Source organism: Roseibaca sp. Y0-43, from assembly GCF_020667835.1.
GTDB lineage: Bacteria > Pseudomonadota > Alphaproteobacteria > Rhodobacterales > Rhodobacteraceae > Roseinatronobacter.
On the sequence record NZ_JAFMPR010000006.1, the window covers coordinates 198,096 to 223,358 of the forward strand.

The 25,263-nt window shown below is 62.6% G+C and carries 27 protein-coding genes; 6 read left to right on the forward strand and 21 right to left on the reverse strand.

The features are described 5' to 3' along the window. Nucleotides 1-41 precede the first annotated feature (41 nt). Both J1C52_RS09820 and J1C52_RS09825 read left to right on the forward strand, forming a co-directional pair. Nucleotides 42-794: an SDR family NAD(P)-dependent oxidoreductase gene (locus J1C52_RS09820; protein WP_227427758.1), complete on the forward strand. Its 753-nt coding sequence runs from the start codon at nt 42-44 to the stop codon at nt 792-794. Then, nucleotides 791-2,074, forward strand: coding sequence for an NAD(P)H-dependent oxidoreductase (locus J1C52_RS09825; RefSeq protein ID WP_227427759.1), 1,284 nt, complete (start codon nt 791-793; stop codon nt 2,072-2,074). The genes J1C52_RS09820 and J1C52_RS09825 overlap by 4 nt, the downstream gene beginning before the upstream one ends. Nucleotides 2,075-2,126: 52 nt before the next feature. Here J1C52_RS09825 and J1C52_RS09830 read toward each other — a convergent pair whose 3' ends face one another. After that, nucleotides 2,127-2,540 carry a RidA family protein gene (locus tag J1C52_RS09830; protein WP_227427760.1) on the reverse strand — a complete coding sequence of 138 codons (414 nt, stop codon included), beginning with the start codon at nt 2,538-2,540 and terminating at the stop codon, nt 2,127-2,129. Between the two features lie 83 nt (nt 2,541-2,623). On the opposite strand from J1C52_RS09830, the gene J1C52_RS09835 reads away from it, so the two are divergent. Both J1C52_RS09835 and J1C52_RS09840 read left to right on the forward strand, forming a co-directional pair. Next, the gene (locus J1C52_RS09835) at nt 2,624-3,364 is read left to right on the forward strand and encodes a helix-turn-helix transcriptional regulator (protein WP_227427761.1); all 741 of its coding nucleotides are present in this window, start codon (nt 2,624-2,626) and stop codon (nt 3,362-3,364) included. A gap of 84 nt (nt 3,365-3,448) precedes the next feature. Continuing rightward, nucleotides 3,449-3,892 carry a YcgN family cysteine cluster protein gene (locus tag J1C52_RS09840; RefSeq protein ID WP_227427762.1) on the forward strand — a complete coding sequence of 148 codons (444 nt, stop codon included), beginning with the start codon at nt 3,449-3,451 and terminating at the stop codon, nt 3,890-3,892. Here J1C52_RS09840 and J1C52_RS09845 read toward each other — a convergent pair. The 17 genes from J1C52_RS09845 to bhcA form a co-directional block, all read right to left on the reverse strand. Continuing rightward, entirely contained in the window at nt 3,874-4,752 is an 879-nt protein-coding gene (locus tag J1C52_RS09845) for a DMT family transporter (RefSeq protein WP_227427763.1), read from the reverse strand. The two genes, J1C52_RS09840 and J1C52_RS09845, sit on opposite strands and share 19 nt — an antisense overlap. 27 nt (nt 4,753-4,779) lie before the next feature. Beyond that, nucleotides 4,780-5,775, reverse strand: coding sequence for a P1 family peptidase (locus J1C52_RS09850; protein ID WP_227427764.1), 996 nt, complete (start codon nt 5,773-5,775; stop codon nt 4,780-4,782). Further along, the gene (locus tag J1C52_RS09855) at nt 5,772-6,110 is read right to left on the reverse strand and encodes a hypothetical protein (protein WP_227427765.1); all 339 of its coding nucleotides are present in this window, start codon (nt 6,108-6,110) and stop codon (nt 5,772-5,774) included. Before J1C52_RS09855 ends, J1C52_RS09850 begins: the two co-directional genes overlap by 4 nt. A 101-nt stretch (nt 6,111-6,211) precedes the next feature. Then, on the reverse strand, nt 6,212-6,577 hold the full coding sequence (locus J1C52_RS09860) for a Na+/H+ antiporter subunit G (protein WP_227427766.1): 366 nt from the start codon (nt 6,575-6,577) through the stop codon (nt 6,212-6,214). 11 nt (nt 6,578-6,588) lie between these two features. Further along, nucleotides 6,589-6,858 carry a K+/H+ antiporter subunit F gene (locus J1C52_RS09865; RefSeq protein ID WP_227427831.1) on the reverse strand — a complete coding sequence of 90 codons (270 nt, stop codon included), beginning with the start codon at nt 6,856-6,858 and terminating at the stop codon, nt 6,589-6,591. Then, entirely contained in the window at nt 6,858-7,349 is a 492-nt protein-coding gene (locus J1C52_RS09870) for a Na+/H+ antiporter subunit E (protein WP_227427767.1), read from the reverse strand. Before J1C52_RS09870 ends, J1C52_RS09865 begins: the two co-directional genes overlap by 1 nt. Nucleotides 7,350-7,352: 3 nt before the next feature. After that, nucleotides 7,353-8,858 (reverse strand): monovalent cation/H+ antiporter subunit D, encoded by a 1,506-nt coding sequence (locus J1C52_RS09875; protein ID WP_227427768.1) that lies wholly within the window; start codon nt 8,856-8,858, stop codon nt 7,353-7,355. Beyond that, nucleotides 8,855-9,211, reverse strand: a complete 357-nt coding sequence (locus J1C52_RS09880; protein WP_227427769.1) for a Na+/H+ antiporter subunit C — start codon at nt 9,209-9,211, stop codon at nt 8,855-8,857. Before J1C52_RS09880 ends, J1C52_RS09875 begins: the two co-directional genes overlap by 4 nt. A 4-nt stretch (nt 9,212-9,215) precedes the next feature. Further along, entirely contained in the window at nt 9,216-12,065 is a 2,850-nt protein-coding gene (locus J1C52_RS09885) for a monovalent cation/H+ antiporter subunit A (RefSeq protein WP_227427770.1), read from the reverse strand. 145 nt (nt 12,066-12,210) lie between these two features. Next, nucleotides 12,211-13,737 carry a glucosylglycerol-phosphate synthase gene (gene ggpS / locus J1C52_RS09890; RefSeq protein ID WP_227427771.1) on the reverse strand — a complete coding sequence of 509 codons (1,527 nt, stop codon included), beginning with the start codon at nt 13,735-13,737 and terminating at the stop codon, nt 12,211-12,213. Continuing rightward, nucleotides 13,734-14,513, reverse strand: a complete 780-nt coding sequence (locus J1C52_RS09895) for an HAD family hydrolase (RefSeq protein WP_227427772.1) — start codon at nt 14,511-14,513, stop codon at nt 13,734-13,736. Before J1C52_RS09895 ends, ggpS begins: the two co-directional genes overlap by 4 nt. 135 nt (nt 14,514-14,648) lie before the next feature. Beyond that, on the reverse strand, nt 14,649-14,855 hold the full coding sequence (locus J1C52_RS09900; RefSeq protein ID WP_072244567.1) for a cold-shock protein: 207 nt from the start codon (nt 14,853-14,855) through the stop codon (nt 14,649-14,651). A 164-nt stretch (nt 14,856-15,019) separates the two neighbouring features. Next, nucleotides 15,020-16,003, reverse strand: coding sequence for a type I glyceraldehyde-3-phosphate dehydrogenase (locus tag J1C52_RS09905; protein WP_227427773.1), 984 nt, complete (start codon nt 16,001-16,003; stop codon nt 15,020-15,022). Between the two features lie 80 nt (nt 16,004-16,083). Then, nucleotides 16,084-17,046 carry an iminosuccinate reductase BhcD gene (bhcD, locus tag J1C52_RS09910; RefSeq protein WP_227427774.1) on the reverse strand — a complete coding sequence of 321 codons (963 nt, stop codon included), beginning with the start codon at nt 17,044-17,046 and terminating at the stop codon, nt 16,084-16,086. Between the two features lie 124 nt (nt 17,047-17,170). After that, nucleotides 17,171-18,334 (reverse strand): 3-hydroxy-D-aspartate aldolase BhcC, encoded by a 1,164-nt coding sequence (bhcC, locus tag J1C52_RS09915; RefSeq protein WP_227427775.1) that lies wholly within the window; start codon nt 18,332-18,334, stop codon nt 17,171-17,173. A gap of 24 nt (nt 18,335-18,358) precedes the next feature. Next, on the reverse strand, nt 18,359-19,330 hold the full coding sequence (bhcB, locus tag J1C52_RS09920) for a beta-hydroxyaspartate dehydratase BhcB (protein WP_227427776.1): 972 nt from the start codon (nt 19,328-19,330) through the stop codon (nt 18,359-18,361). A gap of 72 nt (nt 19,331-19,402) precedes the next feature. Next, the gene (gene bhcA, locus J1C52_RS09925; RefSeq protein WP_227427777.1) at nt 19,403-20,593 is read right to left on the reverse strand and encodes an L-aspartate--glyoxylate aminotransferase BhcA; all 1,191 of its coding nucleotides are present in this window, start codon (nt 20,591-20,593) and stop codon (nt 19,403-19,405) included. Between the two features lie 172 nt (nt 20,594-20,765). Between bhcA and bhcR the strand changes: the two genes are divergently transcribed. Together bhcR and hemP are read left to right on the forward strand one after the other, a co-directional pair. Beyond that, nucleotides 20,766-21,593: an HTH-type transcriptional regulator BhcR gene (bhcR, locus tag J1C52_RS09930; RefSeq protein WP_227427778.1), complete on the forward strand. Its 828-nt coding sequence runs from the start codon at nt 20,766-20,768 to the stop codon at nt 21,591-21,593. 82 nt (nt 21,594-21,675) lie between these two features. Then, nucleotides 21,676-21,837, forward strand: a complete 162-nt coding sequence (hemP, locus tag J1C52_RS09935; RefSeq protein ID WP_227427779.1) for a hemin uptake protein HemP — start codon at nt 21,676-21,678, stop codon at nt 21,835-21,837. Nucleotides 21,838-21,884: 47 nt separating this feature from the next. Here the strand turns inward: hemP and J1C52_RS09940 are convergent, their stop codons facing one another. From J1C52_RS09940 to J1C52_RS09950, 3 genes are read right to left on the reverse strand one after another with little or no spacing between them, the layout of a single operon-like run. Beyond that, nucleotides 21,885-22,679 (reverse strand): amino acid ABC transporter ATP-binding protein, encoded by a 795-nt coding sequence (locus J1C52_RS09940; protein ID WP_304621950.1) that lies wholly within the window; start codon nt 22,677-22,679, stop codon nt 21,885-21,887. A gap of 12 nt (nt 22,680-22,691) precedes the next feature. Continuing rightward, a complete protein-coding gene (locus J1C52_RS09945; RefSeq protein WP_227427780.1) occupies nt 22,692-23,984 on the reverse strand; it encodes an amino acid ABC transporter permease in 1,293 nt (430 codons plus the stop codon). Nucleotide 23,985: 1 nt separating this feature from the next. Then, nucleotides 23,986-25,257, reverse strand: coding sequence for an amino acid ABC transporter permease (locus J1C52_RS09950; RefSeq protein ID WP_227427781.1), 1,272 nt, complete (start codon nt 25,255-25,257; stop codon nt 23,986-23,988). Nucleotides 25,258-25,263: the final 6 nt, after the last annotated feature.

Consider the following 25,263-nt stretch of genomic DNA (forward strand, 5'->3'; position numbering starts at 1 on the left):
TTCGATGGCAAAACTCGCGCCACAGGCCAAGGGAGGAAAACATGGCAGAGCAGAAACTGGCGCTGGTCACAGGGGCCGCGCGCGGCATCGGGCTGGCGACGGCGCAGGATTTCGCGGCGCAAGGCTGGCGCGTGGTCCTGCTCGACCGCGACAGCGAGGAGCTGGCGCAAGCCGTTGCGCAAGTGCCCGGCGGGTCCGGCGTCGACTGCGACATCGCGGACCCAGATGCGGTGGCACGGGTCTTCGCCGCGCTGCCCCGTCTGGATTGCCTTGTGAATAACGCGGGCGTTGCGCATTTCGGCCCGATCGAGGCGTGCGATTTCGCCATGTGGCGCACGGTCATGGCCACCAATCTGGACGGCACCTTCCTGTGTTCGCAGGCCGCGCTGCCGCTGCTGAAGGCCAGCCGGGGCAGCATCGTGAATATCGCCTCTATCTCTGGTCTGCGCGCTTCTACCTTGCGGGTGGCCTATGGCACTTCGAAGGCTGCGGTCATCCAGTTGACCAAGCAGCAGGCGGCGGAACTGGGCGAATATGGCGTGCGCGCCAATTGCGTCTGCCCCGGCCCGGTGCGCACCAAGCTGGCGATGGCCGTTCACAGCCAAGAGATTATCGACGCCTATCACGACGCGATCCCGCTGAACCGCTACGGGTCAGAGGCCGAAATCGCGGCCGCGATCACTTTTCTGGCCTCGGACCGCGCCAGCTACATCACGGGCCAGGTTCTGGCCGCCGATGGGGGCTTTGACAGCACCGGCGTGGGCCTGCCTGCCTTGCGAAAGGACAAGCCATGAACCTTGCACGACTGGCCGCAGAGCGCGACCACCCCATCCGCGTGGCCCTGATCGGGGCGGGCAAATTCGGGTCCATGTTCCTGGCCCAAGTGCCCACCATCGCGGGGCTGGAGGTCGCGGTCATCGCCGATCTGGACCCCGACCGCGCCCGCGCCGCCTGCCGCAACGTGGGCTGGGATGACGCGCGTATAGCCGCCACTCGCTTCACCGATAGCGGGCTGGACGCCGCCCGCGCAGAGGTCGATGTCGTGATCGAAGCCACCGGCCACCCCGAAGCCGGGATCACCCATGCACTGGCCGCCATCGACGCGGGCCGCCATATCGTCATGGTCAATGTCGAGGCTGATGTGCTGGCGGGCGCGGAACTGGCGCGGCGTGCCGCGCGGGCGGGCGTGGTCTATTCCATGGCCTATGGCGACCAGCCCGCGCTTGTGGCCGAAATGGTCGATTGGGCGCGCGCGACCGGGTTTCAGGTTGCCGCCGCAGGCAAGGGCACGAAATACCTGCCCGCCTACCACCATGTCACGCCCGATGATGTGTGGTCGCATTACGGCCTGACGCCAGAAGCCGCACAAGCGGCGGGCATGAACCCGCAGATGTTCAACTCGTTTCTGGACGGCACGAAATCCGCCATCGAGGCCGCGGCCATGGCCAATGCCTGCGGGCTGGACGTGCCCGAAGCAGGCTTGGGCTTTCCCGCCTGCGGGGTTGACGACCTGGCCAATATCCTGCGCCCCCAAAGCGTTGGCGGACAGCTTGCCCGCGATGGCATGGTCGAGGTCGTCTCGTCGCTGGAACGCGATGGGCGACCCGTGTTCCGCGATCTGCGCTGGGGCGTCTACGTGGTGCTGAAAGCACCCAACGACTACGCCGCCGCCTGCTTCAAGCAATACGGCCTGCCCACCGACACAACCGGGCGCTACGCGGCGATGTATAAACCCTTCCACCTGATCGGGTTGGAGCTGTCAGTCTCTGCCCTGTCGGTCGCCTTGCGGGGGGAACCCACCGGCCAAACCCGCGACTGGCGGGGCGATGCTGTGGCCGTGGCCAAGCGCGACCTGCGCGCAGGCGACATGCTGGATGGCGAAGGCGGCTGGACCGTCTACGCCCGCGCGACCAGCGCCCAAGCCAGCCGCGCGCAGGCACTTTTGCCGATTGGCCTTGCGCATGGCGTAGCGCTGACACGCAACATTGCGAAAGGGACAACCTTGCGCATGGAGGACGTGGTCTTGAACGACACCCTGAACGGTGTCCAGCTACGCCGCCAAATGCTGCGTTAAAACCACATCCAGAGGGGGGCGACCGCCCCCTTTTGGATAGAACAGACCCCATTCAGGGCATGGCGACAACCGCTTCCACCTCGACCAACATTGGCGGGATGGCAAGGCAGGGCACAGGCACCAATGTCTGCGCAGGCAATCGCGTGCCGAACACCTCGGTGACTGCTTGTGTCAAGAGCGGCAGTTTGGAAGGCTCATGATCCACAACATACACGCCCAATTTGACCACATGCTCGGGTCCAGCGCCGCACGCTTTCAGAACGGCAAGCAGATTGGCATAGGCTAGCTGCAACTGCGCCATGAAATCTGGCGGGAACTGTCCTTGGGCATCGACACCCGCCTGACCGGAAATAAAGGCAATCGACCCGGCAGGCGCGATTGCGGCAACGCTATAGCCCAAAGGGCGCGGGTCGGGCATGTCAGCGGGGTTCAGGATCTGGGGCAGGTTTTTGGCTGTGTCCGTCATTGTCGAAGTCCTTTCTGATCGACAGATACTGCGTAAAACCTAAAGGTGCCAAAATATGGCACCTTTTATATTGAGCCGATCAGATGCAGCGCAGCGAGCGCCACGAAACAATCATCCGCTACTTGCGTCGGAACCACGGCACCACGTTGCAAGCGCTTTGCTCTGAAACCGGGGCTGCGCGCCGAACCGTGCTGCGTGACATCGCATCGCTGCGCGACCAAGGCTTCATCATCCAATCAGAAGTCGGGCGCGGTGGCGGGGTGCGGCTTGATCCCAGCTCTGTTCAGACAACGGCGCGGCTAGCCGTTCCAGAGGTGTTCGCGCTGCTTATCACGGTCGCAGCACAGCGGGCGACGCAACCGATTCCCTTCTCTGACCTTGCAGATTCCGCGCTTGCCAAGATCGAACGCGCCCTGCCCACCGACAAGCTGCGGGACCTTCGTGCGTTTTTGGAATGTCTCTATATCGGCGAGTTGCCAGCGGGGCAGGATATCAGCCAACTTGGGCCGATTGACCCGACGCTGCTGCCAGTGTTCGAGGCCGGGTTTCTGAACCAAACCCCTATTGGCTTTGACTACCGCGATGCCAAGGGACATGTCACCTCTCGCACGGTAGAGCCGCAAGCCATGCTGATCCTGCCGCCGCTTTGGTACATCGTCGCGTGGGACCCCGCCCGCGATGGGTTTCGGCATTTTCGTATGGATCGGATAGATGCGCCCGCTGTCTGCGATGGCCCCCGCTTCCGGCGTCGGCATGTGCCCTTCAACCGGAATGTGCAATCCTATACCGGCCTTGTCCCGCAGCCTGCGGTCCAGACAGACTAGCCCCAGATTGCCCCACATCCGGAAATTCCGACGGGCACCAAAAGGGGGTGTCGCACGGGCGCAAAGAGCATTACCTATCGGCGCATGACCTTGCGCCCCGAATTCTGGCACAAAGTGCCCCTGTCCGAGATGACAGCCCCCGAATGGGAGGCGCTTTGCGACGGCTGCGGGCGCTGCTGCCTGAACAAGCTGGAAGACATCGACACGGATGAGCTGATCTTCACCCGGGTCGCCTGCCGCCTGTTCGATGACAGCACCTGCCGTTGCGCCAGCTACGAGAACCGCAAATCGCTGGTGCCCGAATGCGTGGTTCTGACGCCCAAGACGCTGCCCGAGATCGCCTATTGGATGCCCGAGACCTGCGCCTACCGGCTGCTGCACGAAGGCTATCAACTGCCGCTCTGGCACCCGCTGATTACGGGCGACCCGAATTCGGTACGGCAAGCTGGCGTGTCCATGCATGACCGCACCGTGTCGGAAAGCTCTGTTCCGCTGGACGATTGGGAAGACTACCTGCTGGAAGACTGAGCGCGCCTGTAGCGCATCAAGACCCACAGGTTCGACACCAGCAATACCGCCAGCACCACCGCGCCGCCCACCAGTGCCCAGATGCCCGGATCTTCGCCCAAGGCGGCCCAGACCAGAAGCGGCGCCAGCACCGATTCCAGCAAGATCAGAAGCGACACTTCTGCCGAACTGATATAGCGCGGCCCCAAGGTCATCAGCGACGCGGCCATCGCGATGAAAAACCCATGCCCCATAAGTAGCGGCCATTGGGTTGGGAACGACCCGGCAATATCGGCGAAAGGGGCCATCAGGATGGCCGTACCGATAAACGACAGCGGGATCGCGGGCAGCATGGAGCGCGCGCGCAAGGATCGCACCGCCGTCAGCGCAGCGGCAAAGCAGGCGGCGACGACCAGCGCGAACAAATCACCCGTCCAATGCGCGCCCGCCGTCTCGTGCGAGCCGCGCAGGATAATCCCAAGCCCCACGAACACGCCCAGCATGGTCAAAACCATGCGGGTTGACAGCGGCTCTGCCAAGAAAACCCGGCTGAAGAGCGCCGCAAAGACCGGCATCGCGGCAAGGATGAACACCACATTCGCCACGCTGGTGTTGGCAACGGCCATGACAAAGCTGATCGATGCGATCCCGAACAGCACCACATAGGCCAGCCCCGCGCGGCCCGTCTGGCGCAACGAGGTCACGGCGCGCGGTCCATCCGTCAGCAGCACGAAAGACAGGATCAGCACCCCGGCCAGCAGGTTGCGCCAGAAGGAAATCGTGATCGCGCTGGCGTCGATCAGCCGCACGAACAGCGAATCGGGCACGATGAATAGCACGCCGATCGCGGTCAGGGCCAAACCTTTAACATGTTCATTCATGGCTTGCTTGTCGGCCCGGCCCGCGCGCTAGTCAAGCGCCCGGTGCGTGGCCTGCCAGCTTTTCTGTGTCAGCCGCGCAGGTGGCTGGGCATGATAGACCGCGCGCGCAATGGCACGGGCCAAACAGGTCGCGGCGGCATGGCCAAGCGCCACCATGTCCAAAGGCGTGGCCTCTGGCCCGGCGCCCGTGGATACCGCGAAGACAAGGTCGCCGTCGAATTGCGTATGCGACGGCACGATCGCGCGCGCCATGCCGTCATGCGCGGCAACGGCCAGCCGGGTCAGTTGCGCTTGGGTCAGCCGCGCGTCGGTGGCGACAATCGCGATGGTCGTCGCCTCGCGCGCCAGTTTGGTGACGGGCGGCAGGGCATAGGCCGCGCGTGGGGCCGGGCCCAGCCCGCCGAATTCGTCCTGCCATTCGAACGGCGCGGCCCAGAAATGCGGGCCGTCGCCCACGGTCACGCTGCCCACCGGGTTGGCCGCGACCAAGGCACCAACGGTCGCGCCGCCCTCAAGCACCCAAGATGCCGACCCAAGCCCGCCCGCCACAGTGGCCGTTGTCGCGCCAAAACCCGCGCCATGGCTGCCCAAGGCGAAATCGGACGCAGCAGTCGCCAAAGCCGCGCGGCCCAAGGCCGGATAAGGGTTCGTAGCCCAATCCTTCGCGCCGCCATTGGCCAGATCAAACAGGATCGCGGCGGGCACGATGGGCACATATTGCCCCGCGACGGCAAAGCCGCGCCCCTGGGCGCGCAAACCGTCCATCACACCAGAAGCCGCGTCCAACCCGAAGGCAGAGCCGCCCGACAGCACGATGGCATCCACCTCTTGCACCAAGCGGTCAGGGGCCAGCAGCTCTGTCTCTCGGGTGCCGGGCGCGCCGCCCATGACATGCACGCCCACGACAAGCGGGGCATCTGCCACCAGAACCGTTGTGCCAGAGCAAAGCTCCGCGTCCTGCGCATTGCCCACGCGCAGCCCCGCGACATCGGTTATCAGGTTGCGGGGGCCGGGCCGGGTCATTCGGCGGCGTCTTGGGTCAGGAAAAACGGGTCTTGGGTTTGCCAATAGGCCAGAATATCGGCCGCGCGCGTGCCCTGCCCGCCCAAGGCCTGCATGGCGCGCAGGTCGGTCGCGATCAGCGTGGCCACCTGCCAGCCCTCGCGCGCGCGCCTGCCGCTGGGGCCATCCATGCCGAACATGCGTTCGACCTCATCGCAAGCCGTCGCAATCGCAAGGACAAGGTCCAGCACATCGGCCTCTGGCCAGCCACGCGCAAGGCGTTCGGCTATACCGCGCACCGCGACGCCTTCGGCGCAAAGCGTCTCAATCACGGCCTCTGCCATGTCCTGAAGCATTGTCCCGACGCACTCACAACCAAACCGAGCTGCGCAGCGGTCAAGACCGACCGCCAGCACCCCTCACCCAGCGGTAACTATGCCGCAGGTCGGCGCGCCGATCAATCCGAACTGCTGTCCTGGCCCAGATGGCCTGCCCAGCGCGTGCCCTCGCGCGCAGGATTTGGCAGGTCACGCTCGGCCACATGGTTGCGCAACTGCACCCGCGCGATGAAAAACGCGGTGATGGGCGCGGCGAGGAACAGGAACAGCGTAATCATCAGCTCGTGAAAGCTGAGCGTGCCTGCAACGCCGAAGAAATAAACCATCGACGCGATCAGCACGCCGCCCACGCCCAGCGTGGTGGCCTTTGTCGGCGCGTGCAGCCGGGTCATCTGGTCGGGCAGTTTCAGCAGGCCGAACGACCCCACCAGACCGAAAAAGCCAGCGATAACCAGCAGCGCCGCGATAACGTAATCCAAAATCATGGGCCTGCCCCTTATTCGATGATGTTGCCGCGCAGGATGTAGCGGCAATAGGCCACGGTCGAGATAAAGCCCATCATGGCAAACAGCATCGCCGCCTCGAAGAACACGCCGGTGCCAAAGGCCATGCCGTAGATCACGATCAGCGCGATGATGTTCACGACCATCGTATCCAGTGCGAGGATCTTGTCGCCGGTGCTGTCGGCGCGCACAAGGAACCACAGGTTCATCAACAAGCCCAGCCCGAAACAGGTGGCGGCGAAAACCAGAGCATAGGTCAGGATCATTCGAAAATCTCCTTCAGGCGGCGCTCGTAGCGGGATTTGATGTCATGCACCGTGCCGACCGGGTCGGGCGCGTGCAGGCAATGCACCAGCAGGCTGCTGCCATCTTCCGACAGATCGGCCGATACCGTGCCCGGTGTCATGGTGATGGTGCCCGCCAGAACCGTGATCGCTTCCGGCGTGCGCAGTTCCAGCGGGACGGTCACGAAGGTCGATTTCAGGTCGGCATTGCGCTTGAACAGGATCAGCATCGCCACCTGCACATTGGCCACGCAAATGTCCCACAGCACGACAAGAATGTATTCCACGATCTTGACCGGGCTGCGCAGCTTCGGGCGGTCGGGCCAATAGGCGGCTGTCACCAGCGGCACGATGGTGCCAAGGATCAGGCCAAAGACCACCGCGTTCAGCGTCAGCACGTTGACCAGCATGACCCAGACGGCTGTCAGAACCAGCGTCAGCAGCGGATGGGGGAAAAGTTTTCTGAGCATGGCTTACTCCTCCGCCCCCAGAACCGCGCCGATATAGCCCTCGGGCGCGTAAAGCTGCGCGGCGGTATCGGTCAGGTAATCGGTCAGCGGACCGGCGACGATGGTCATCAGCACGATCAGCGCCAACAGCCCGCCCACACCGGCCAGCGCCACACCCGTGGCGGGGGCGGCGGGTGTGCTGTCCGCCTTCACCGCATGGGCCTTCCAGAACACGATGGACCCGGCCTGCGAGAAGCCGACCACCGCCACCAGAGAGGTGACAAGCACCACGCCCCAGACCCAGACCGCCAGCGCATGATCGCGCAGCGCATCCAGCACGAACAGCTTGCCGATGAAACCCGACAAGGGCGGCAGGCCGGTCGTGGCGATGGCTGCGGCAAAGAACAGCGCCGCCACCAGCCCCGATTGCGCGATGGGCGCGCGCAAGTCCAGCGCGCAAGTGCCACGCCGCGCCTGCACCATGTCGATGACAAGGAACAGCGCGCCCGCTGCAAGGGTCGAGTGGATCAGGTAGTAAAGCGCCGCGACCGTCGCCCCTTCGGTAAAGGGCGCGATGGCGATGAAGAGCGTGCCCATCGACCCAACGGCTGCGAAGGAGGCAACCCGCGCAAGCGACCCGCCCGCCATGACGCCGACCATGCCGATCACGGTGGTAATCAGCGCCGCAGGCATCAGCAGGTCCGAAAACAGCGTGCCCGTTAGCGCCAAGGACGGGCCGAAGATCAGCGTGAACACGCGCAAGATGGCATAGGCGCCGACCTTGGTCATGATCGCGAACAGCGCGGCCACCGGCGCGGGCGCGTGTGTGTAGGTGTTGGGCAGCCAGAAATGCAGCGGCAAAAGCGCGCCCTTCACGGCGAAGACCAGCAGCACCATCGCGCCCGCAGTGCGCACAAGTGCGGCATCCTCGGGCGGCAAAGTCGCGGCTTTTGCGGCCATGTCCGCCATGTTCAGCGTGCCGAAGACCGCGTAGATCGTGGCCAGCGAGAACACGAACAGTGTCGAGCCTGCCAGGTTATAGATGATGTATTGCACCCCCGCGCGGGTCCGCAAGCGCCCGCCGCCATGCACCATCAGGCCATAGCTTGCGATCAGCAGCACCTCGAAGAAGACGAACAGGTTGAAGATGTCCCCCGTCATCATCGCGCCGAACAGGCCGAATAGCTGGAACTGATAAAGCGGGTGGAAATGCGCGCCGCGCTCGTCCCATTTGGTGCCGATGGAATAGATCAGCACGCCCAGCGCCAGCAGTGCCGTCAGCGTAATCATCAGCGCCGACAGCCGGTCCATGACCATGACAATGCCGAAGGGCGCATCCCAGTTGCCCATCTTGTAGACGGTGACTTCGCCCGTCGCGGCCTGCGCCATCAACATGGCACAGATCACGACCAGCAGCGCGGTCGTCGCCACCGACAGGGTGCGCTGGATGACCAACTGACCCCGGACCAACAGAAGAGTGGGTGCCATGACCGCCGTGATAATCAGCGGCAAAACCATGAAATGCGTCATTGGCCGCGCTCCTCTGGCGTGACCTCTGGGGCCTCATTCTCCATGTCCAGCTTGTCGGTGCCGCCGTTCAGATAGGCGGTCAGCGCCATGATGACCGCAACCGCCGTCATCCCGAAAGCGATCACGATTGCCGTCAGCGTCAGCGCTTGGGGCAGCGCGTCGGTGTGGGGCCCTTCGACATACAGCAAAGGCGGAGAATTCAGCATCAACCGCCCGCTGGCGAACAGGAAGAAGTTCACCGCATAGGCCAGCAGCGACAGGCCCACAATGACCGGAAAGGTCCGCATCCGCAGCATAAGGTAGGTGCCCACCGCCGTCAGCGACCCGATAATGATTGCAACCAGTAGTTCCATGATCTCAGCTATCCTTGGTGGCAGAGCGGATCGCGCCGCCATCCGTGACAATATCCATCGGGTCGGTGTTGACCGGCTGATCGGGGTCGGCGGCCACGCCCATGCGCGACAGCTCTGCCAACGCCAGCATGACCGCGCCCAGAACCGTCAGGAACACACCCACGTCGAACGCCATGGCAGAGGCCAGTTCGAACTTCGACAGGGGCGGGATGGTGACATAGCCGAAGGTGCTTTTCAGGAACGGATAGCCGAAGAACCAGCTTGCAATGCCCGTCGCCGCCGCCGTCAGAATGCCCACCGCGATCATGCCGTGATAGGCAACCCGCTGCCGCGCCTGTGCCCATTCCAGCCCCGATGCCATGTATTGCATCAGCACCGCGACCGCGACGACCAGACCGGCGATAAACCCGCCGCCCGGCTCGCTATGCCCGCGCAGAAAGATGAACGCGCCCACGACAATGGCGATTGGCAGCACCGCGCGCGTGGCCACGACCATCATCAACGGATGGCGGTCGCCGATCTTGACCTGATCTTTCGCCATCTCGCGCAGGCGCTTGCCGCCCGCGCTGCGCATCAGCGCCGCGACCATGGCGAAGATAGAGATACCGGCAATGCCCAGCACGATGATCTCGCCAAAGGTATCGAAGCCACGGAAGTCGACAAGAATGACGTTCACCACGTTATTACCGCCGCCGCCGGTGTAGGAGTTCTCCAGGAAATACCAGCCGATATTGTCGGGCTCGCGCCGCAAAAGCGCATACATCAGCGCGCCGATGCCAAGGCCCGCGCCCGCGCCGATGACCGCGTCGCGTGTGCGGCGGGCGGGGCTGCTTTCCTTGGGTGTCTCTTTCGGCAGGAAATAGAGCGCCAGCAACAGCAGGATGACCGTCACCACTTCGACCGACAACTGGGTCAGGGCCAGGTCGGGCGCGGACAGGTAAGCAAAGCCCACCGACAGGATCAGCCCCACCACACCCATCAGCACCAGCGACAGGTAGCGGTTGCGGTGCAAAAAGGCCAAGGCAATCGTCGGCACCATGATCAGCACGAAGCCGATGATCGACGCGTTGGTGATCGGCAGCATGGGCCGCGTGCCTTGCAGGTAATCGGCGCTGAAGAACGCCCCCGCCACGATCACCACGCAAGCGGCGGTGAAAATCGCCAGATAGCGCGACATGGCCCCGTCATGCAGCAGGTCGGTGAACCAGCTGAAGAAGCGGGTGATGGCCCCGATCAGGGCATCGAAAATCTCTTTCGCCTCTGGCCGGGGCGCCGCGATCCAGGCGCGATCCAAGCCCTTGTGCAGCAACAAAAGCACCGCCCCCGTGGCGACCGCGATGATCGACATAATCAGCGCCGCGTTCACGCCGTGCCACAGCGCGAGCGAGTAATAGGGCAGTTCGTCCGTCTGCGTCACGGCCTTCGACACGGTGGCGACCAAGCTGCCGACCATGGTTTTCGGGAACAGACCGATCAGGACAACCAACACCACCAGCAGCGCGGGCGCGGCCCACATGCCAAAGCCCGGATCGTGCGGTTTGGCCGGGTAGTCGTCGCGCTTGGGGCCAAAGAAGACGTGGAACACGAAGCGCAGGCTATAGGCCACCGAGAAGGTCGCGGCGATGGTCGCCATGACCATGAACAGCGTCGAGGTATGCGCGGCCTCGTGCAACATCATCTCTTTCGACAGGAACCCGTTGAAAGGCGGCAGGCCCGCCATGGAAAACGCCGCAATCGTGCCGATCACGAAAGTCACGGGCATCAGGAACCGCAAACCGCCAAGGCGCTTGATGTCGCGTGTCTTGGCCTCGTGATCGACGATGCCAGCCGTCATAAACAGCGCGGCCTTGAAGGTCGCGTGGTTGATGATGTGGAAGACCGCCACCACGGCGGCAATCTCGGTCCCCATGCCCAGAAGCATGGTAATCAGGCCCAAATGGCTGACGGTCGAAAAGGCCAGCAAACCTTTCAGGTCATCCTTGAACAGCGCGATCACCGCGCCCAGCGTCATGGTTATCAGGCCCGCGCCCGCCACAAGGTAGAACCACAGGTCGGTGCCCGACAGCACCGGCCAAAGCCGCGCCATCAGGAACAGGCCCGCTTTGACCATCGTGGCCGAATGCAGATAGGCCGACACGGGCGTGGGTGCGGCCATGGCGTGCGGCAGCCAGAAATGGAACGGGAATTGCGCCGATTTGGTGAAGGCCCCCAGCAGGATCAGCAGCAGCGCGGGCACATAAAGGTCGCTTTGCTGGATCGCCTCGCGGTTTTCCAAGATCACGGTCAGGTCGTAGCTTCCGGCGATATTGCCAAGGATCAGCATCCCCCCGATCAGCGCCAGACCGCCCATGCCGGTCACGGTCAGCGCCATGCGTGCGCCTTGGCGGCCTTCGGGCAGGTGCTTCCAATAGCCGATCAGCAGGAAGGACGAGAGCGAGGTCAGTTCCCAAAAGATCAGCAAAAGCAAGATGTTGTCGGACAGGACAATCCCCACCATCGCGCCTTGGAACAACAGCAGATAGGTGTAGAACTGGTCCATCGGGTCGCTTTTATACAGGTAAAAGCGCGCGTAGATGATGATGAGTAAGCCGATCCCAAGGATCAGCCCGGCAAACATGAAGCCCAAGCCATCAAGGAAGAAATTCGCGTTCAGCCCCAGCATGGGCAACCATTCGAAGCGGGCTTGAACGACTTCGCCGCGCAGCACGGCAGGCAGGTGCGACAGCAGGCCCAGCAGGGCCAGCAATGTCACCGCGCCGGTGGCTGTGGCGCAGGCATTGCGCCCGGCGCGCAGCATCAGGCCGGGAAGGAGCGCACCCAGAAATGGAAGCGCTGCGATCAGGGCAAGAGACATCGGCGTTTTTTTCCGTTTGTTATGATCCGCGCGCGTGCGGGCACGCGGTGCAGAGGGAATGGGCGAGTAAAAGAGTTCGCCTTTCATCAAATACGGGGGTGATGAAAGTCAAGGCAAACCGGTTCGATTCCGGATAAAACCGGCGTCAGGCGGCGGGTGCCGCGGCCATTTCTGGCCCCGTGCCGTGGCGTTCGCGCTGAAGCGTGCGGAAATGCGCCATCTCGGAATGGGTCCATGCGGCGATGTCCCATGTCCGGGCCGAGCGGCGGAGCGCGGCCATGCGGGCGCTTGCCTCTTCGATGCCCATGGCAAGCGCCTGTTCCAGACCGGAATCCATCGAAGAATGCGAAAACGGGTTCACCGGGATCGCGCCGTCCAGCAGCACCGCGCAACCCGCGAATTCCGACAGGATCAGTGCACCGGGATGGGTCAGGTCGCGCGCGGCGCAGAATTCTGACGCCACAAGGTTCAACCCATCGGCCAAGGGCGTGATCGACGCGATGTCGGCGGCGCGGTAATAGGCTACAAGCTGCGCCAGCGGAATGGCCGTGCTGACCAGCGTGACCGGCTGCCAGTCGAAACTGCCGAAGGTGCCGTTGATACGCCCCACGAGTGACTCAATCGCTTCCTGCACCTCGGCATAGGCGGTCATGTTGCGGTTCGCGCCGACAGAGACCAGCATCAGCCGCACCTTGCCACGCAGGTCTTTGCGGCGCTGCAACAGGCGCTCGAACGCTTCCAACTGTTCGATATTGCCCTTGGTGTAATCGGTGCGCGACACGGACAGGACCAGTTTCGTCCCGCCCAGCTCGGCGCGAATTTCCTGCACCCGCTCGGCCACCTCGGGCTTGTTCGCCAGTTCCTCTATATAGTCGAAATTCACGCCCACCGGGTTCGTGTGCACGCAGGTCGTGGCACCCATATGCTCCAGCATCAGCGGCATCCGCCGGTCGTTCAGTGCCACGCCCGTGGCCGACAGGGTGCTGGGCGTTTCGGCCTCTGACACCAGCCGCGCGCCCTTGATGGAGCGCACCACCGCCGCGAAATTCTGTGCATAGCGCGGGATGTGAAAGCCTACGCTGTCACAGGTCATCAGGCTGTTGATGATCTCTTCGCGCCACGGCAGCACATTGAACATATCCGGCCCCGGAAAGGGCGTGTGATGGAAAAAGCAGATCGTGGCATTGGGTTTCAGCTGGCGCAGATAGCCCGGCACCAGCCACAGGTTATAGTCGTGTATCCAGATCACTGCATCGTCGGTGGCTTGCTTTGCGGCGGCTTCGGCAAAGGACCAGTTCACCGCGCGGAAGGTCGGCCAATCGACCGGGTCATAGTTGTAGCGTTCCTTGAAGCCGTGCAGGATCGGCCAGAAGGCTTCCTTGCTGGTGACGTGGTAGAAGCTTTTCACCTGCTCCTTGGTCAGCGGCAGGCGACTGACCGTGTAAGTGCCGAAACTGTCCGAAATCTCGATCACCTGCTCGAAATCGGGGTTCGCGGGGTCTTCGGCTTCTTTCCAGGCGACCCATGCGCCACGATCCGCCTTGCCCAGAAAGCCCTTCATCGTCGGCACAATGCCGTTCGGGCTGGAGTTTTCGCGGTAGCGCACCTTCCCGTCCTCGATCACCTCTTCATAGGGTTGGCGATGGTAGACGATCACAAGATCCGATTTCATAGCGGCATCTCCGGTGGTGTTGGGTGAAGCGCATGGGCGTGGATGGCTTCTATGATGCCGCCCGCACCGATATGGCGGCACCGATGGGCGCGGGGCAGATGGGCGGTCGCGTCCAGCAACTCTGCCTCTGACCCGCCGACCAGCGCGCCATGCAGCCCGGTTTCAAACATGGACAGGTCATTAAGCGTGTCGCCCGCGACCAGCACGCGCTCGGCATCCAGCCCCAGATGGTCGATCAGCCGCAGAAGCGAGGGGCCTTTGCTGACACCCTTGGGCAGCACATCGACAAAACAGCCGTGCGAGACGATGAGATCCACCGCCAGCCCGTCCAGCACGGACAGGGCGGCGCGATCGAAGCGGTCGTCATATTCATACGACAGGCGGTGCCGAAATTCCGCCTCTTGCAGCCACAGGCCCGGCACATCGGCCAGCCGCGCGCGGATTTCGCCGTCCAGCCCGCGCCAGGCTTCGGCAATCGGGGCTTCCAAATCGGGCAGCGGCTGGACGCGGCCCGCATCGAACCGGGCAATCGTCGTGCCGACATCGCCGACCACGAATTCGGGGGCGGGCACGTCGCCCTCTTCCACCAGACGCCCGATAAACGCGGGATCGCGCCCGGTGACGAAGACCAGCCGCACATCAGGCTGTGCGCGCAACCATGTGTAGAGTGTCGCACGATGCGCAGCGCTGCCCCCCAGAAAGGTTCCGTCAAGGTCCGTCGCCAGCACCATGCGCGTGCTTTGCCCCGCATGGGGGCGCTGTGTCGCTATATCCATGCCCTTAAGATGGGACGAGAGCGGCGCAGGTCCAACCACCGGGCCGACGGAAGTGCCCGCTTTCCAACCAAAAACAAAAGCCGCCCAAAAAATGGGCGGCTTCCGAATAACATGCCAAATAATTTGGCAGCTGGATTAGGCGAGTGCCAGGTTCGACGCGGATTCGCGGCCGTCGCGGCCTTTTTCCAGGTCGAAGGTCACTTTCTGACCGTCATCCAGACCGCGCAGACCAGCGCGCTCGACAGCCGAAATGTGCACGAACACATCTTTCGAACCGCCATCGGGTTGAATGAAGCCAAAACCTTTGGTTGCGTTGAACCATTTCACGGTGCCAGTGGCCATGTGAAGTCTCCTAAATGTATCACTGCCCACGACATTGCGGCAGTTCGGCTCAGTCAGTGCAAGATCGAGATCACTGTGGCCGATAAAGGAGAACAGGGGTCGATAGAGGTAACGTCGCAGGCTTCCCAATACAGGGCTGCACGGATTCGGGCAAGGAAATTCGCTTACGCCCAAGCCGATAGTCGCGCCGCCATGTCCAGCATCCGGCACGAAAAGCCCCATTCATTGTCATACCAGCCAAAGACCCGCAGCATCCCGCCATCGGTTTGCTGGGTCTCTGGCAAGGCCATGACAATGCTCTCGGGGCGCGCGCGCAAATCGGTCGACACAAGCGGCCGGTCGGTCCAGCCGATGACACCACCCGCCGCCTTCAGCGCCGCGTTCACCTCTGCCACGGTGGGGCGCCGGTCGAGCATGACGCACAAATCCACTGCCGACACAGAGGCCGTCGGCACCCGCACCGCCGCCCCCAGCAAGCGCCCTTCCATTTCCGGCAACACGCGTTCCACCAGTTTTTGCGCGCTGGTCGTCGTGGGCACCATCGACAGCGCCGCCGCACGCGAGCGCGCCAGATCGCCGCGCGGGGCGTCGACCGTGGGCTGGCTGCCGGTGTAGCAATGCACCGTGGTCATGAACCCCGTGGCAATGCCCCAGCGGTCGTGCAGGAACTTGGCCAAGGGCGCCAGCGCGTTGGTCGTGCAGGATGCGTTCGAGATCAGTTCCAACTCGGGGCGCAACATGGCGTCATTCGCGCCCAGAACGATGGTTTCTTCGGCCGCCTCTGACGGGCCGGAAATCAGCACGCGGCGCGCACCAGCCCGAATGCCCCGGCGCGCGACCTCGGTGCGGTCGGCGCGACCCGTGCATTCCATGACAAGGTCAATATCGGACAGGTCCAGTTCGGACAGGTCGGCCTTTTGTGTCAGCCGCAGGGTGGTGTCGCCCACGCGAAACTGCCCGTCGCCTGCGGAAACGGGCTGCGCCAAGCGCCCGAAAACACTGTCATATTCGAACAGATAGGCGCAGGTTTCGGCATCGGCGATGTCGTTGATCGCCACGATCTGCACATCGGGCCAGCCGCCTTGCAGCCACGCCCGCAGCACGGTCCGCCCAATCCGGCCGAACCCGTTGATCGCCACCCGTATCATGTTGCTGCCCCCTGCCCTGTCGGCACTTGCGCGCAGTTAGCCCCTGCGCGCGCCGGGGCGCAAGGGCCAGAAACACAGGGTCAGAGCGCGACCTCGATCGCGGTGCCATTGGCGCGCGCCAGGTCCACGGCCTTGCTGGCGACCGCGATATCCTGCAAGCCAACGCCGGTGCCGTCGAACAGCGTGATCTCGTCAGCGCTCGTGCGCCCCTTATGCGTGCCGTTGATGACCGCGCCGATGGGCGTGATGTCCTCGGCGGCGATCAGCCCTTGGGCGATGGCGTGTTGCGCCTCGCCAATGGTGATGGATTGCGCGACCTCGTCAGTGAAGACCGTGGCGCGCACCAAAAGCGCCGGCTCCACCTCTTGCTTGCCGATGGTGTCGGTGCCCATGCAGGCGATATGCGTGCCGGGGCGGACATGCGCATCCATCAGGCTGGCGGCGGGGCTGGAGGTGATGGTGATAATCACATCCGCCTGCGCGCCCAGATCGTCCAGGCTGACTTCCTCGAAGGGCAGCCCTTCCTCAGCCACGGCGCTCGCCAGGCGGTCCATCATGTCGGGGTGGTAGTTCCACGCCACGACCTTCTCGAACTTGCGCTGGCGCAGCGCCGCACGCATCTGGAACACCGACTGGTGGCCCGCGCCGATCATGCCCAGAACTTTCGAATCGGGCCGCGACAGATGCGCGATGGAAATGGCAGATGCCGCCGCCGTGCGCAGCGCGGTCAACAGGTTGCCGCCCACCGCCGCCTGCAAGATGCCGGTGTCGGGATCGAACAGGAACACGGTGGACTGATGGTTGATGATGCCCTTGGCGGCATTGCCAGGGAAATAGCCGCCCGCTTTCACGCCAAGCTGACCGCCCGCGCGGTCCAGACCCGATTTGAACCCGTATTGCCGCCCCTCGCCCAGTGCCTCGCGCACAACGGGGAAGTTATAGGCATCATCGCGCGCCATGGCGGCGAAAGTGGCTTCAACGGCGTCGAATGCGCTTTGGTCATCGACAAGCCCGCCAATGGCGGATTCGGGCACGATCCACATGGGACAGCCTCCTGTAAGTTCGGGTCGCAGGGGAAGAGGCCCCGGATCAGGTCCGGGGCACGGGGAGAGGGGGGGGCACAAGGCTCCGGACTTGATCCGGAGCCTCGCGGATCACTGGGCTGGCTTAGTAAGCTTTGCCACGCGCGCTAACGGGCCAAACGGTTTCAACCTTGCCGTTCCGCACGCCGACATACCAGTCGTGCACGTTGCAGGTCGGGTCGCAATGGCCGGGAACCAACTTCAGCTTGTCGCCCACTTTCAGCGCACCATCGGGGTCAGAGACGACGCCGTGTTCGTCCGAGCATTTGATGTATTTCACATCGTCGCGCCCGTAGATGAAGGGCAGGCCGCTATCGACCGACTGTGCTTTCAGACCGGCATCGACGATCGCCTTGTCGGCTTTGGCGTGGCTCATGACGCTGGTCAGGATGAACAGCGCATTCTCCCACTCGCCCTGGTCGATGCGCTTGCCGTCTTTGTCCAGAATCCGACCATAATCGGCATCCATGAAGGCGTAGGAACCGCACTGAAGTTCGTTATACACGCCCGAATTCGATTCGAAGTAATACGACCCGGTGCCGCCACCGCCGACGATGTCGCACTCGAGCCCTTCAGCTTTCAGCCCCTCGACCGCGTCGCGGACCATGCCGATGGCGATGTCGACCTTGGCCTTGCGCTCGTCATAGCTGTCCATGTGCTGCATCGCGCCCTGATAGGCCTGGATGCCGGCGAATTTCAGGCCCGGTGCGGCGTCAATGGCTTTCGCGATTTCCACCACTTCGGGCGTGGTGGTCACACCGCAGCGGCCCGCGCCGCAGTCGATTTCCACAAGGCACTCGATCTGGGTGCCATGCTTGACCGCCGCCGCCGACAGATCGGCCACGTTTGCCACGTCATCGACACAGCAGATGGCGCGTGCGCCCAGTTTGGGGATGCGCGCCAAACGGTCGATCTTGGCCGGGTCGCGCACCTGGTTCGACACCAGCACGTCCTTGATGCCACCACGGGCAAACACCTCTGCTTCCGACACTTTCTGGCAGCACACGCCGCAAGAGCCGCCAAGGCTTTCCTGCAGTTTTGCCACATCGACCGATTTGTGCATCTTGCCGTGGACGCGGTGGCGCATCCCGTGCTCGCGCGCGTAGTCGCCCATTTTCTTGATGTTGCGCTCCAGCGCGTCCAGATCCAGCACAAGGCAGGGCGTCTGGATGTCTGCCTCGTCCATGCCCGGAAGCGCCGGGATGTCATAGCCGACTTCAAGACCTTCGAATTTCGTCTGCAAGTTCATTTCTCTAAACCCCCTGTTATACGGTCAGCCTGCCATCCACGGCAGCTTGTCCAGGTCTACATTGCCCCCGGTGATGATAACGCCGACACGCTTGCCGCGGAATACCTCGGGGTTCTTGAGGATGGTCGCCAGCGGCACGGCGCAAGACGGCTCCATCACGATTTTCATACGCGCCCAGGTCAGGCGCATCGCGTCGATGATCTCCTGCTCGGTTGCGGTCAGGATATCGGTCACATGATGCGACACGAAATGCCAAGTGTTCTCTTTCAGCGGCACTTTCAAGCCATCGGCGATGGTATTGGGCGCGTCATCGGCAATGATATGCCCCGCCTTGAAGCTGCGATAGGCATCATCCGCCTGCTCTGGCTCTGCCGCGTAAATCTCGACATGCGGCGCGATATTCGACAGCGTCAGGCAGCAGCCCGACACCATGCCGCCACCCCCGATGGGTGCGATCACGGCATCAAGCCCCTCGACCTGTTCCATCAACTCGCGCGAGCAGGTGGCTTGGCCCGCGATCACGCGCGGGTCGTTATAGGGATGCACGAAATCCGCGCCGGTGCGTTCCTGCACCTCGGCAAAGACCGCCTCGCGGCTGGTCGTCGACGGCTCGCATTCGGTGATGGTGCCGCCATAACCGATAACGGCGTCCTTCTTGGCCTGCGGCGCGGTGCGCGGCATGACCACGTTGCACGGAATGCCCCGGCGGCCGGCAGCATAGCTGAGCGACAGCGCATGGTTGCCGCTGGAATGGGTGGCCACGCCACGCTTGGCTTCCTCGTCGCTCAGCCCGAACACGGCGTTCGACGCGCCGCGCACCTTGAAGGCACCGGCTTTCTGGAAGTTCTCGCATTTGAAGAAAAGCTCTGCCCCGGTAAGCTTGTTCATGAATTCCGAGGTCAGGATCGGCGTGCGATGGATATACGGCTTGATCCGCTCATGCGCTGCGATCACGTCGTCAAAGGTCGGAAGCGGTCTTTCGGCTTGGTCTTTCATGTCACCCCCTGCTGATGCGATGTGGCCAGTGTGTCCGGGTTTGCCTGCCCCGTCCACACTGGCGATATGTCATTAGGCAGCTTTGGCAATCGGTGCTGCCGCTGTCCCACGAAGATAATCCTGCGCGGCGGCAACGCCACTGCCAAGCTTCACGGGCCAGCCCAGATCGGCCATGCACATCTCTGCCGTGGCCAGACCCGACAGCAACATGACATCGGTCAGGCTGCCCAGATGGCCGATGCGGAACAGCTTGCCCGCAACCTCGCCAAGGCCAACGCCAAAGGCCACGCCGTATTTGCTAGCGGCCAGTGTCACAAGGTCGGTGCCGTTGAAGCCTTCCGGGGCCATGACCGCGCTGACGGTATCGGAATAAAGATCGGGGCGCGCGGCGCACAGTTTCAGACCCCAGCCATCGACGGCGCGGCGGGTGGCTTCGGCCAGACGGTGGTGGCGGGCATAAACATTGTCCAGACCTTCGGCCTTCAGCATCTCGATACTGGCGGCCAGACCGTTAATCAGGCCAACCGGCGGCGTATAGGGATAGCCGCCTGCGGCATAGCCCTTCAGCATGTCGCCAAAATCGAAGAAGGTGCGCGGCAACTTCGCGCTTTCGCGCGCGGCCAGCGCCTTGGGCGAGACGCCCAGAATGGCCAGACCAGCGGGCAGCATGAACCCTTTTTGCGACCCCGAGACAGCGATATCCACGCCCCAAGCGTCCATCTCGAACGGCATGGACGCGATGGAACTGACACCATCGACCAGCAAAAGCGCCGGGTGGCTTGCCTTGTCCATCGCCGCACGCAGCCCTGCGATGTCAGAGCGCACGCCGGTTGCGGTCTCGTTATGCGTGGCCAGAACGGCCTTGATGGCGTGGTCCTTGTCGGCAGCCAGTGCCGCGCCCATCGCATCGACCGGGCAGCCTTCGCCCCAAGGTGCCTCGATGATCTGCACATCCAGCCCGTGACGCTGGCACAGGTCGATCCAGCGGTGGCTGAACATGCCGTGACGCGCGGCCAGAACCTTGTCACCGGGCGACAGCGTGTTGCTGATCGCGGCTTCCCAGCCGCCGGTGCCGGTCGAGGGCAGGATAATCACTTCGCCCGCGCCCATGCCCAGCACTTCTTTCACGCCCGCAACGGCAGGCTTGAACACCGCCGCGAAAGCGGGCGAACGGTGGTCGATGGTCGGCATGTCGCAAGCCTTGCGCAGGCTTTCGGGCATATTGGTCGGGCCGGGAATAAAAACCGGGTTCTGCAAGGACATTTGATCCCCCTCCATTAAGTTGGGGCTGTCATCCCACCTTTACAGGCATTTTTCAATTTTTTTGAAAAATAATTACCATATATGAAAAACTCAGAATTCGTGTTATATATCAGGTAGTAAGCGTTTTTCACTCTGCTTTCTGCGCTGCGGCGTGGGCCAAAAAAGGTGGGACATGACACAGGTATCGCGGCGCGGGCGGCCCCGTGCGTTCAATGACAAGACTGCTCAGAACACCATCCAGTCGCTGGATCGCGCGATGGCGATTCTGGAAACCCTGTCGCGGTCAGAAGGGATGACGCTGTCGAACCTCGCCGCCGCTTGCGGGCAGTCCACGGCGACCGTCTACCGCGTGCTGGTGACGCTTCAGCAACGTGACATGGTCGACCTGGACCCGGCCGGGCAGGTCTGGCATGTGGGCGTCGGCACGTTTCGGGCAGGCACGTCGTTTCTGCGGCGCACCTCGCTTGTGGAGCGCGCGCGCGCACCCATGCAAGCGCTGATGCGCGAAAGCGGCGAGACGGCCAATCTGGGCGTGGAACAAAAGGACGAGGTTCTATTCCTGACACAGGTCGAAACCCATCAAGCGATTCGCGCCTTCTTTCCGCCCGGCACCATAGGTCCGATGCATGTGTCTGGCATTGGCAAGGCGCTGCTGGCGTGGTTTGACGATGCGCGCGTGGCCCAAGTTGTGGAACGCCGCGGCCTGCGCGCGTTTACGCCCGCGTCTCTGACCACGCTGAGCGATCTGCGCGCCGATTGCGCCAAAACCCGCGCGCGCGGCTTTGCCTTTGACGACGAAGAACGCGCGCCCGGAATGCGCTGCATCGCGGCCCCCATTTTTAACCCGTATGGCGAACCGGTTGCTGGCGTGTCCGTCTCTGGCCCGGCGTTTCGTCTGGACACTGATAATCTGGACCGGATCGGCGCACTGGTGGTCGAAACTGCGACAAAAATAACCGCGGCGACGGGTGGCGTGGTGCCGATGGCGAAAGCGGTTTGACAAATCCGATTTATTTTGTCAGGTTTATCCCGAAGCCAGCCGCGAGGCCAGCCAGCCCCGTTTCTGACCCATGAGAGTGACCATGAACGCCTACACCCGCTTCGTTCCCGAAACCGAACCGTCGGCCCCCGTGCATGATGTCTACACCCTGACACGCGGCGGCAATCTGGCGCAGATCGTGCTGGACGGCAAAACCTACCAACTGCGCATCACGCGCGCGGGGAAACTGATCCTGACGAAATGAAAACGGGGGCCGCGCGGCCCCCGTTTCCGTTGCAAAGCTGACTTTTGTCAGTGCCCCAAAATCTGGCTCAGGAACAGCTTGGTGCGGTCGGATTGCGGGTTGTTGAAGAACTCTTTGGGTTCGTTCTGTTCCACGATCTGACCTTGGTCCATGAAGATCACCCGGTTCGCCACCGCCTGCGCAAAGCCCATCTCGTGAGTGACGCAAAGCATGGTCATGCCTTCCTCGGCAAGGCTGATCATGGTGTCGAGCACTTCCTTGATCATTTCCGGGTCCAGCGCAGAGGTGGGTTCGTCGAACAGCATGATCCGCGGCTTCATGCAGAGCGAACGCGCGATTGCCACACGCTGCTGCTGACCGCCCGACAACTGGCCGGGATACTTGTTAGCCTGTTCGGGGATCTTGACCTTCTCCAGAAAGTGCATCGCCGTTTCCTCGGCCTCGCGCTTCGGGATCTTGCGCACCCAGATGGGGGCCAGCGTGCAGTTTTCCAGAATCGTCAGATGCGGGAACAAGTTGAAATGCTGGAACACCATGCCGACCTCGGAGCGCACCTTGTCGATATTCTTCAGGTCGCCCGTCAGCTCTGTGCCATCGACGATGATCTGCCCCGCCTGATGCTCCTCCAGCCGGTTGATGCAGCGGATCAGCGTCGATTTGCCCGACCCCGACGGCCCGCAGATCACGATGCGCTCACCGGCATAGACACTCATATTGATGTCGCGCAGCACATGGAACGACCCGTACCACTTGTTCATACCGTTGATCTGGATCGCCAGCTCGTCGCTGACCTGCATCTTGCTGGTGTCGATATTGCGTTCTGCGGCAGCATTCTCTGACATGTGACAGACTCCTTACCTGTGGTCGGTCTTCAGCTTGCGTTCCAGATACATGGAATAGCGCGACATGCTGAAGCAGAAGATGAAGAACAAGGCTCCGATGAAGATGAACAGCTCCCAGTAGATGCCGGTCCAGGCCGTGTCGGCGCGGATGGCATTGGACAGCCCAAGCGGGTCCAGAAGCCCGATGAACACCACCAGCGTGGTATCCTTGAAGAGCGAGATGAAGGTGTTCACGATACCGGGGATCGAGATTTTCAGCGCCTGCGGCATAATGATAAGGCGCTGCGCCTTCCAGTAATCCAACCCAAGCGCATCCGCCGCCTCGTATTGGCCCTTGGGAAGCGCCGCCAGACCACCGCGAATAACCTCTGCCATATAGGCGGCGGCAAACAGCGTCACCATGATGATGACGCGCAGGATCAGGTCGAAATTGGTGCCCGGCGGCAGGAAGTAGTTCAACAGCAGCGATGCCGTGAACAGAAGCGTAATCAGCGGCACGCCCCGGATGAATTCGATGAACACCACGCAAACGGTTTTCACGAACAACATGTCCGACTGCCGCCCCAGTGCCAGCAGAATGCCCAAGGGCAGCGACAGCGAAATCCCGGTCACGCCGATAACCAGCGAGATAAGGAACCCCCCGAAGGATTCCGAGCGCACGAATTCCAGCCCGATGGGGGCTACGGAATACATGGCCGCGTCAAACGGACCGGCGATGAAGAACCACCAGACAAGCGTTGCGGCAACCGCCCCGATCACGCTGACCAGCGCCGAGACCTTGGCCAGTGCCCGAAAGGCGATATAGCCCGCGACAAAGCCCAGGAAGACCGAAATCGGGAACCAGACCGACCCGCCCCACAGCAAATGATAGCCGATGAACGGAAACACGGCCGAGAAATACAGCATCTTGCGCGGCAATTCGGCAAAGAGGATCGGGGCCAGCGCGATCAGCAACAAGACAAGCGCCAGAACCGGGCGCCAGTAGTGTTCCGGCGGGTAGAAGCCGAACAATAGCTGGTGCCAGCGGTCGGTGATGACCGCGAAACAAGCCCCCGGCGTGCCATCCAGAATATCGCGGCATTCGCGCAGCGATTCGGCATCCCAGATGGAATTCAGCAGCCACGGCCCGACAGAGGTCAGGATCAGGTAGATCGCGACCAGCGCCGCCAGCGTCAGGATACTGTTCAGCCAATTAGAGAACAGGTTCTCGCGCAGCCATTTCACGACGCCGCGCTGGGTGGCCGGCGGTTCTTGCTGGCCCAGCATGGTGTCGCGCACATAGCTGATGGGTTGGGTATCGCTCATCTTACCGCTCCTTCAGCTTTACGCGATTGTTGTAGACATTCATCAAGCTGGAGATGGTCAAGCTCACGATCAGGTAGATCGCCATCATCAGCAGCATCCCCTCCAGCTCTCGGCCCGTTTGGTTGATGGTGATGCCCCCAAGGGTCGAGCGCAGGTCCATATAGCCCACGGCCAGACCCAGCGAGGTATTCTTGGTGATGTTCAGGTATTGCGAGATCAGCGGCGGGATGATGACCCGCAGCGCCTGCGGCAGGATCACAAGGCGCATGGTCTTGCCCGGTTGCAGGCCCAGCGCGGCGGCGGCTTCTGACTGGCCGCGCGAAATGGCCAGAATGCCCGAGCGCACGATTTCGGCAACGAACGCCCCGGTATAGATACCAAGGCCCAGCCACATCGCGATCAACGAGTTGCGCATATGAATGCCGCCCTGGAAATTGAAGCCCCGCAATTCGGGATATTCCAGATGCGCGCCGAAGAAGATGAACAGCAGCACGACCGGACCGGCGATGACGGCAATGGTTTTCCACCATGTCTTGGGACGCTCGCCGGTCGCGTTTTGCACAGCGGTTGCGTGCGCGACGATGCGCTTATGGGCAAAGATGCCGCCCAAGATCGCCAGAAGCACCAGAATCCAGTTGATGGACGGGGACACGACCCCAAGGTTCAGGTTGCCAAGGTTGTTGTCGAACAGAATGGCCGGGATGTAGACGCCGCGATTCGTCATCGCGACAGCATCGCCCAGCAACATGCTGGCAGATGGGTCATCGCCCCGGAATGCCGATGGCGCGGGCATCGATTCGGACATGATCGCGCCGAAGATGATGATCCAGACCAGCGTCGGAATGTTGCGGAAGATCTCGACATAGATGGTCATCAGCCGCGCCACGATCCAGTTGTTGGACAGGCGCAACACACCCGCCACAATGCCCAGAACGGTCGCCAGAGCGCAGGCCATGATGGCCAGAAGGATGGTGTTCAGCAGCCCCACCAGCGCCGCGCGCCCATGAGTCATCTGGCTGTCATACTCGATCAGCCGCTGGTTGATGTCATACCCCGCCGGATTGCCCAGGAACGCGAAACTGAAATCCCGGCCCAGCGCCCGCAGGTTGTTGATGGTGTTGTCCACCAACCACGCGATGCCCAGCATCAGCGCGAACAGAAAGACGATCTGGATCGTGATCGAGCGGTATCGCTGATCGTAGAGCAACATGCTCAGTTTGAATGCCGCTTTCGGGGCGGCAGATTGCATACGGGCGTCGCCGGTGCTTGACATGGAACT

Bases quoted from the DNA above. Each gene is read 5' to 3' on its own strand.
- J1C52_RS09820 (WP_227427758.1), top strand. From the start codon at position 42: ATGGCAGAGCAGAAACTGGCGCTGGTCACAGGGGCCGCGCGCGGCATC.
- J1C52_RS09825 (WP_227427759.1), top strand. From the start codon at position 791: ATGAACCTTGCACGACTGGCCGCAGAGCGCGACCACCCCATCCGCGTG.
- J1C52_RS09830 (WP_227427760.1), bottom strand. From the start codon at position 2,540: ATGACGGACACAGCCAAAAACCTGCCCCAGATCCTGAACCCCGCTGAC.
- J1C52_RS09835 (WP_227427761.1), top strand. From the start codon at position 2,624: ATGCAGCGCAGCGAGCGCCACGAAACAATCATCCGCTACTTGCGTCGG.
- J1C52_RS09840 (WP_227427762.1), top strand. From the start codon at position 3,449: ATGACCTTGCGCCCCGAATTCTGGCACAAAGTGCCCCTGTCCGAGATG.
- J1C52_RS09845 (WP_227427763.1), bottom strand. From the start codon at position 4,752: ATGAATGAACATGTTAAAGGTTTGGCCCTGACCGCGATCGGCGTGCTA.
- J1C52_RS09850 (WP_227427764.1), bottom strand. From the start codon at position 5,775: ATGACCCGGCCCGGCCCCCGCAACCTGATAACCGATGTCGCGGGGCTG.
- J1C52_RS09855 (WP_227427765.1), bottom strand. From the start codon at position 6,110: ATGCTTCAGGACATGGCAGAGGCCGTGATTGAGACGCTTTGCGCCGAA.
- J1C52_RS09860 (WP_227427766.1), bottom strand. From the start codon at position 6,577: ATGATTTTGGATTACGTTATCGCGGCGCTGCTGGTTATCGCTGGCTTT.
- J1C52_RS09870 (WP_227427767.1), bottom strand. From the start codon at position 7,349: ATGCTCAGAAAACTTTTCCCCCATCCGCTGCTGACGCTGGTTCTGACA.
- J1C52_RS09875 (WP_227427768.1), bottom strand. From the start codon at position 8,858: ATGACGCATTTCATGGTTTTGCCGCTGATTATCACGGCGGTCATGGCA.
- J1C52_RS09880 (WP_227427769.1), bottom strand. From the start codon at position 9,211: ATGGAACTACTGGTTGCAATCATTATCGGGTCGCTGACGGCGGTGGGC.
- J1C52_RS09885 (WP_227427770.1), bottom strand. From the start codon at position 12,065: ATGTCTCTTGCCCTGATCGCAGCGCTTCCATTTCTGGGTGCGCTCCTT.
- ggpS (WP_227427771.1), bottom strand. From the start codon at position 13,737: ATGAAATCGGATCTTGTGATCGTCTACCATCGCCAACCCTATGAAGAG.
- J1C52_RS09895 (WP_227427772.1), bottom strand. From the start codon at position 14,513: ATGGATATAGCGACACAGCGCCCCCATGCGGGGCAAAGCACGCGCATG.
- J1C52_RS09900 (WP_072244567.1), bottom strand. From the start codon at position 14,855: ATGGCCACTGGCACCGTGAAATGGTTCAACGCAACCAAAGGTTTTGGC.
- J1C52_RS09905 (WP_227427773.1), bottom strand. From the start codon at position 16,003: ATGATACGGGTGGCGATCAACGGGTTCGGCCGGATTGGGCGGACCGTG.
- bhcD (WP_227427774.1), bottom strand. From the start codon at position 17,046: ATGTGGATCGTGCCCGAATCCGCCATTGGCGGGCTTGTCGATGACCAA.
- bhcC (WP_227427775.1), bottom strand. From the start codon at position 18,334: ATGAACTTGCAGACGAAATTCGAAGGTCTTGAAGTCGGCTATGACATC.
- bhcB (WP_227427776.1), bottom strand. From the start codon at position 19,330: ATGAAAGACCAAGCCGAAAGACCGCTTCCGACCTTTGACGACGTGATC.
- bhcA (WP_227427777.1), bottom strand. From the start codon at position 20,593: ATGTCCTTGCAGAACCCGGTTTTTATTCCCGGCCCGACCAATATGCCC.
- bhcR (WP_227427778.1), top strand. From the start codon at position 20,766: ATGACACAGGTATCGCGGCGCGGGCGGCCCCGTGCGTTCAATGACAAG.
- hemP (WP_227427779.1), top strand. From the start codon at position 21,676: ATGAACGCCTACACCCGCTTCGTTCCCGAAACCGAACCGTCGGCCCCC.
- J1C52_RS09940 (WP_304621950.1), bottom strand. From the start codon at position 22,679: ATGTCAGAGAATGCTGCCGCAGAACGCAATATCGACACCAGCAAGATG.
- J1C52_RS09945 (WP_227427780.1), bottom strand. From the start codon at position 23,984: ATGAGCGATACCCAACCCATCAGCTATGTGCGCGACACCATGCTGGGC.
- J1C52_RS09950 (WP_227427781.1), bottom strand. From the start codon at position 25,257: ATGTCAAGCACCGGCGACGCCCGTATGCAATCTGCCGCCCCGAAAGCG.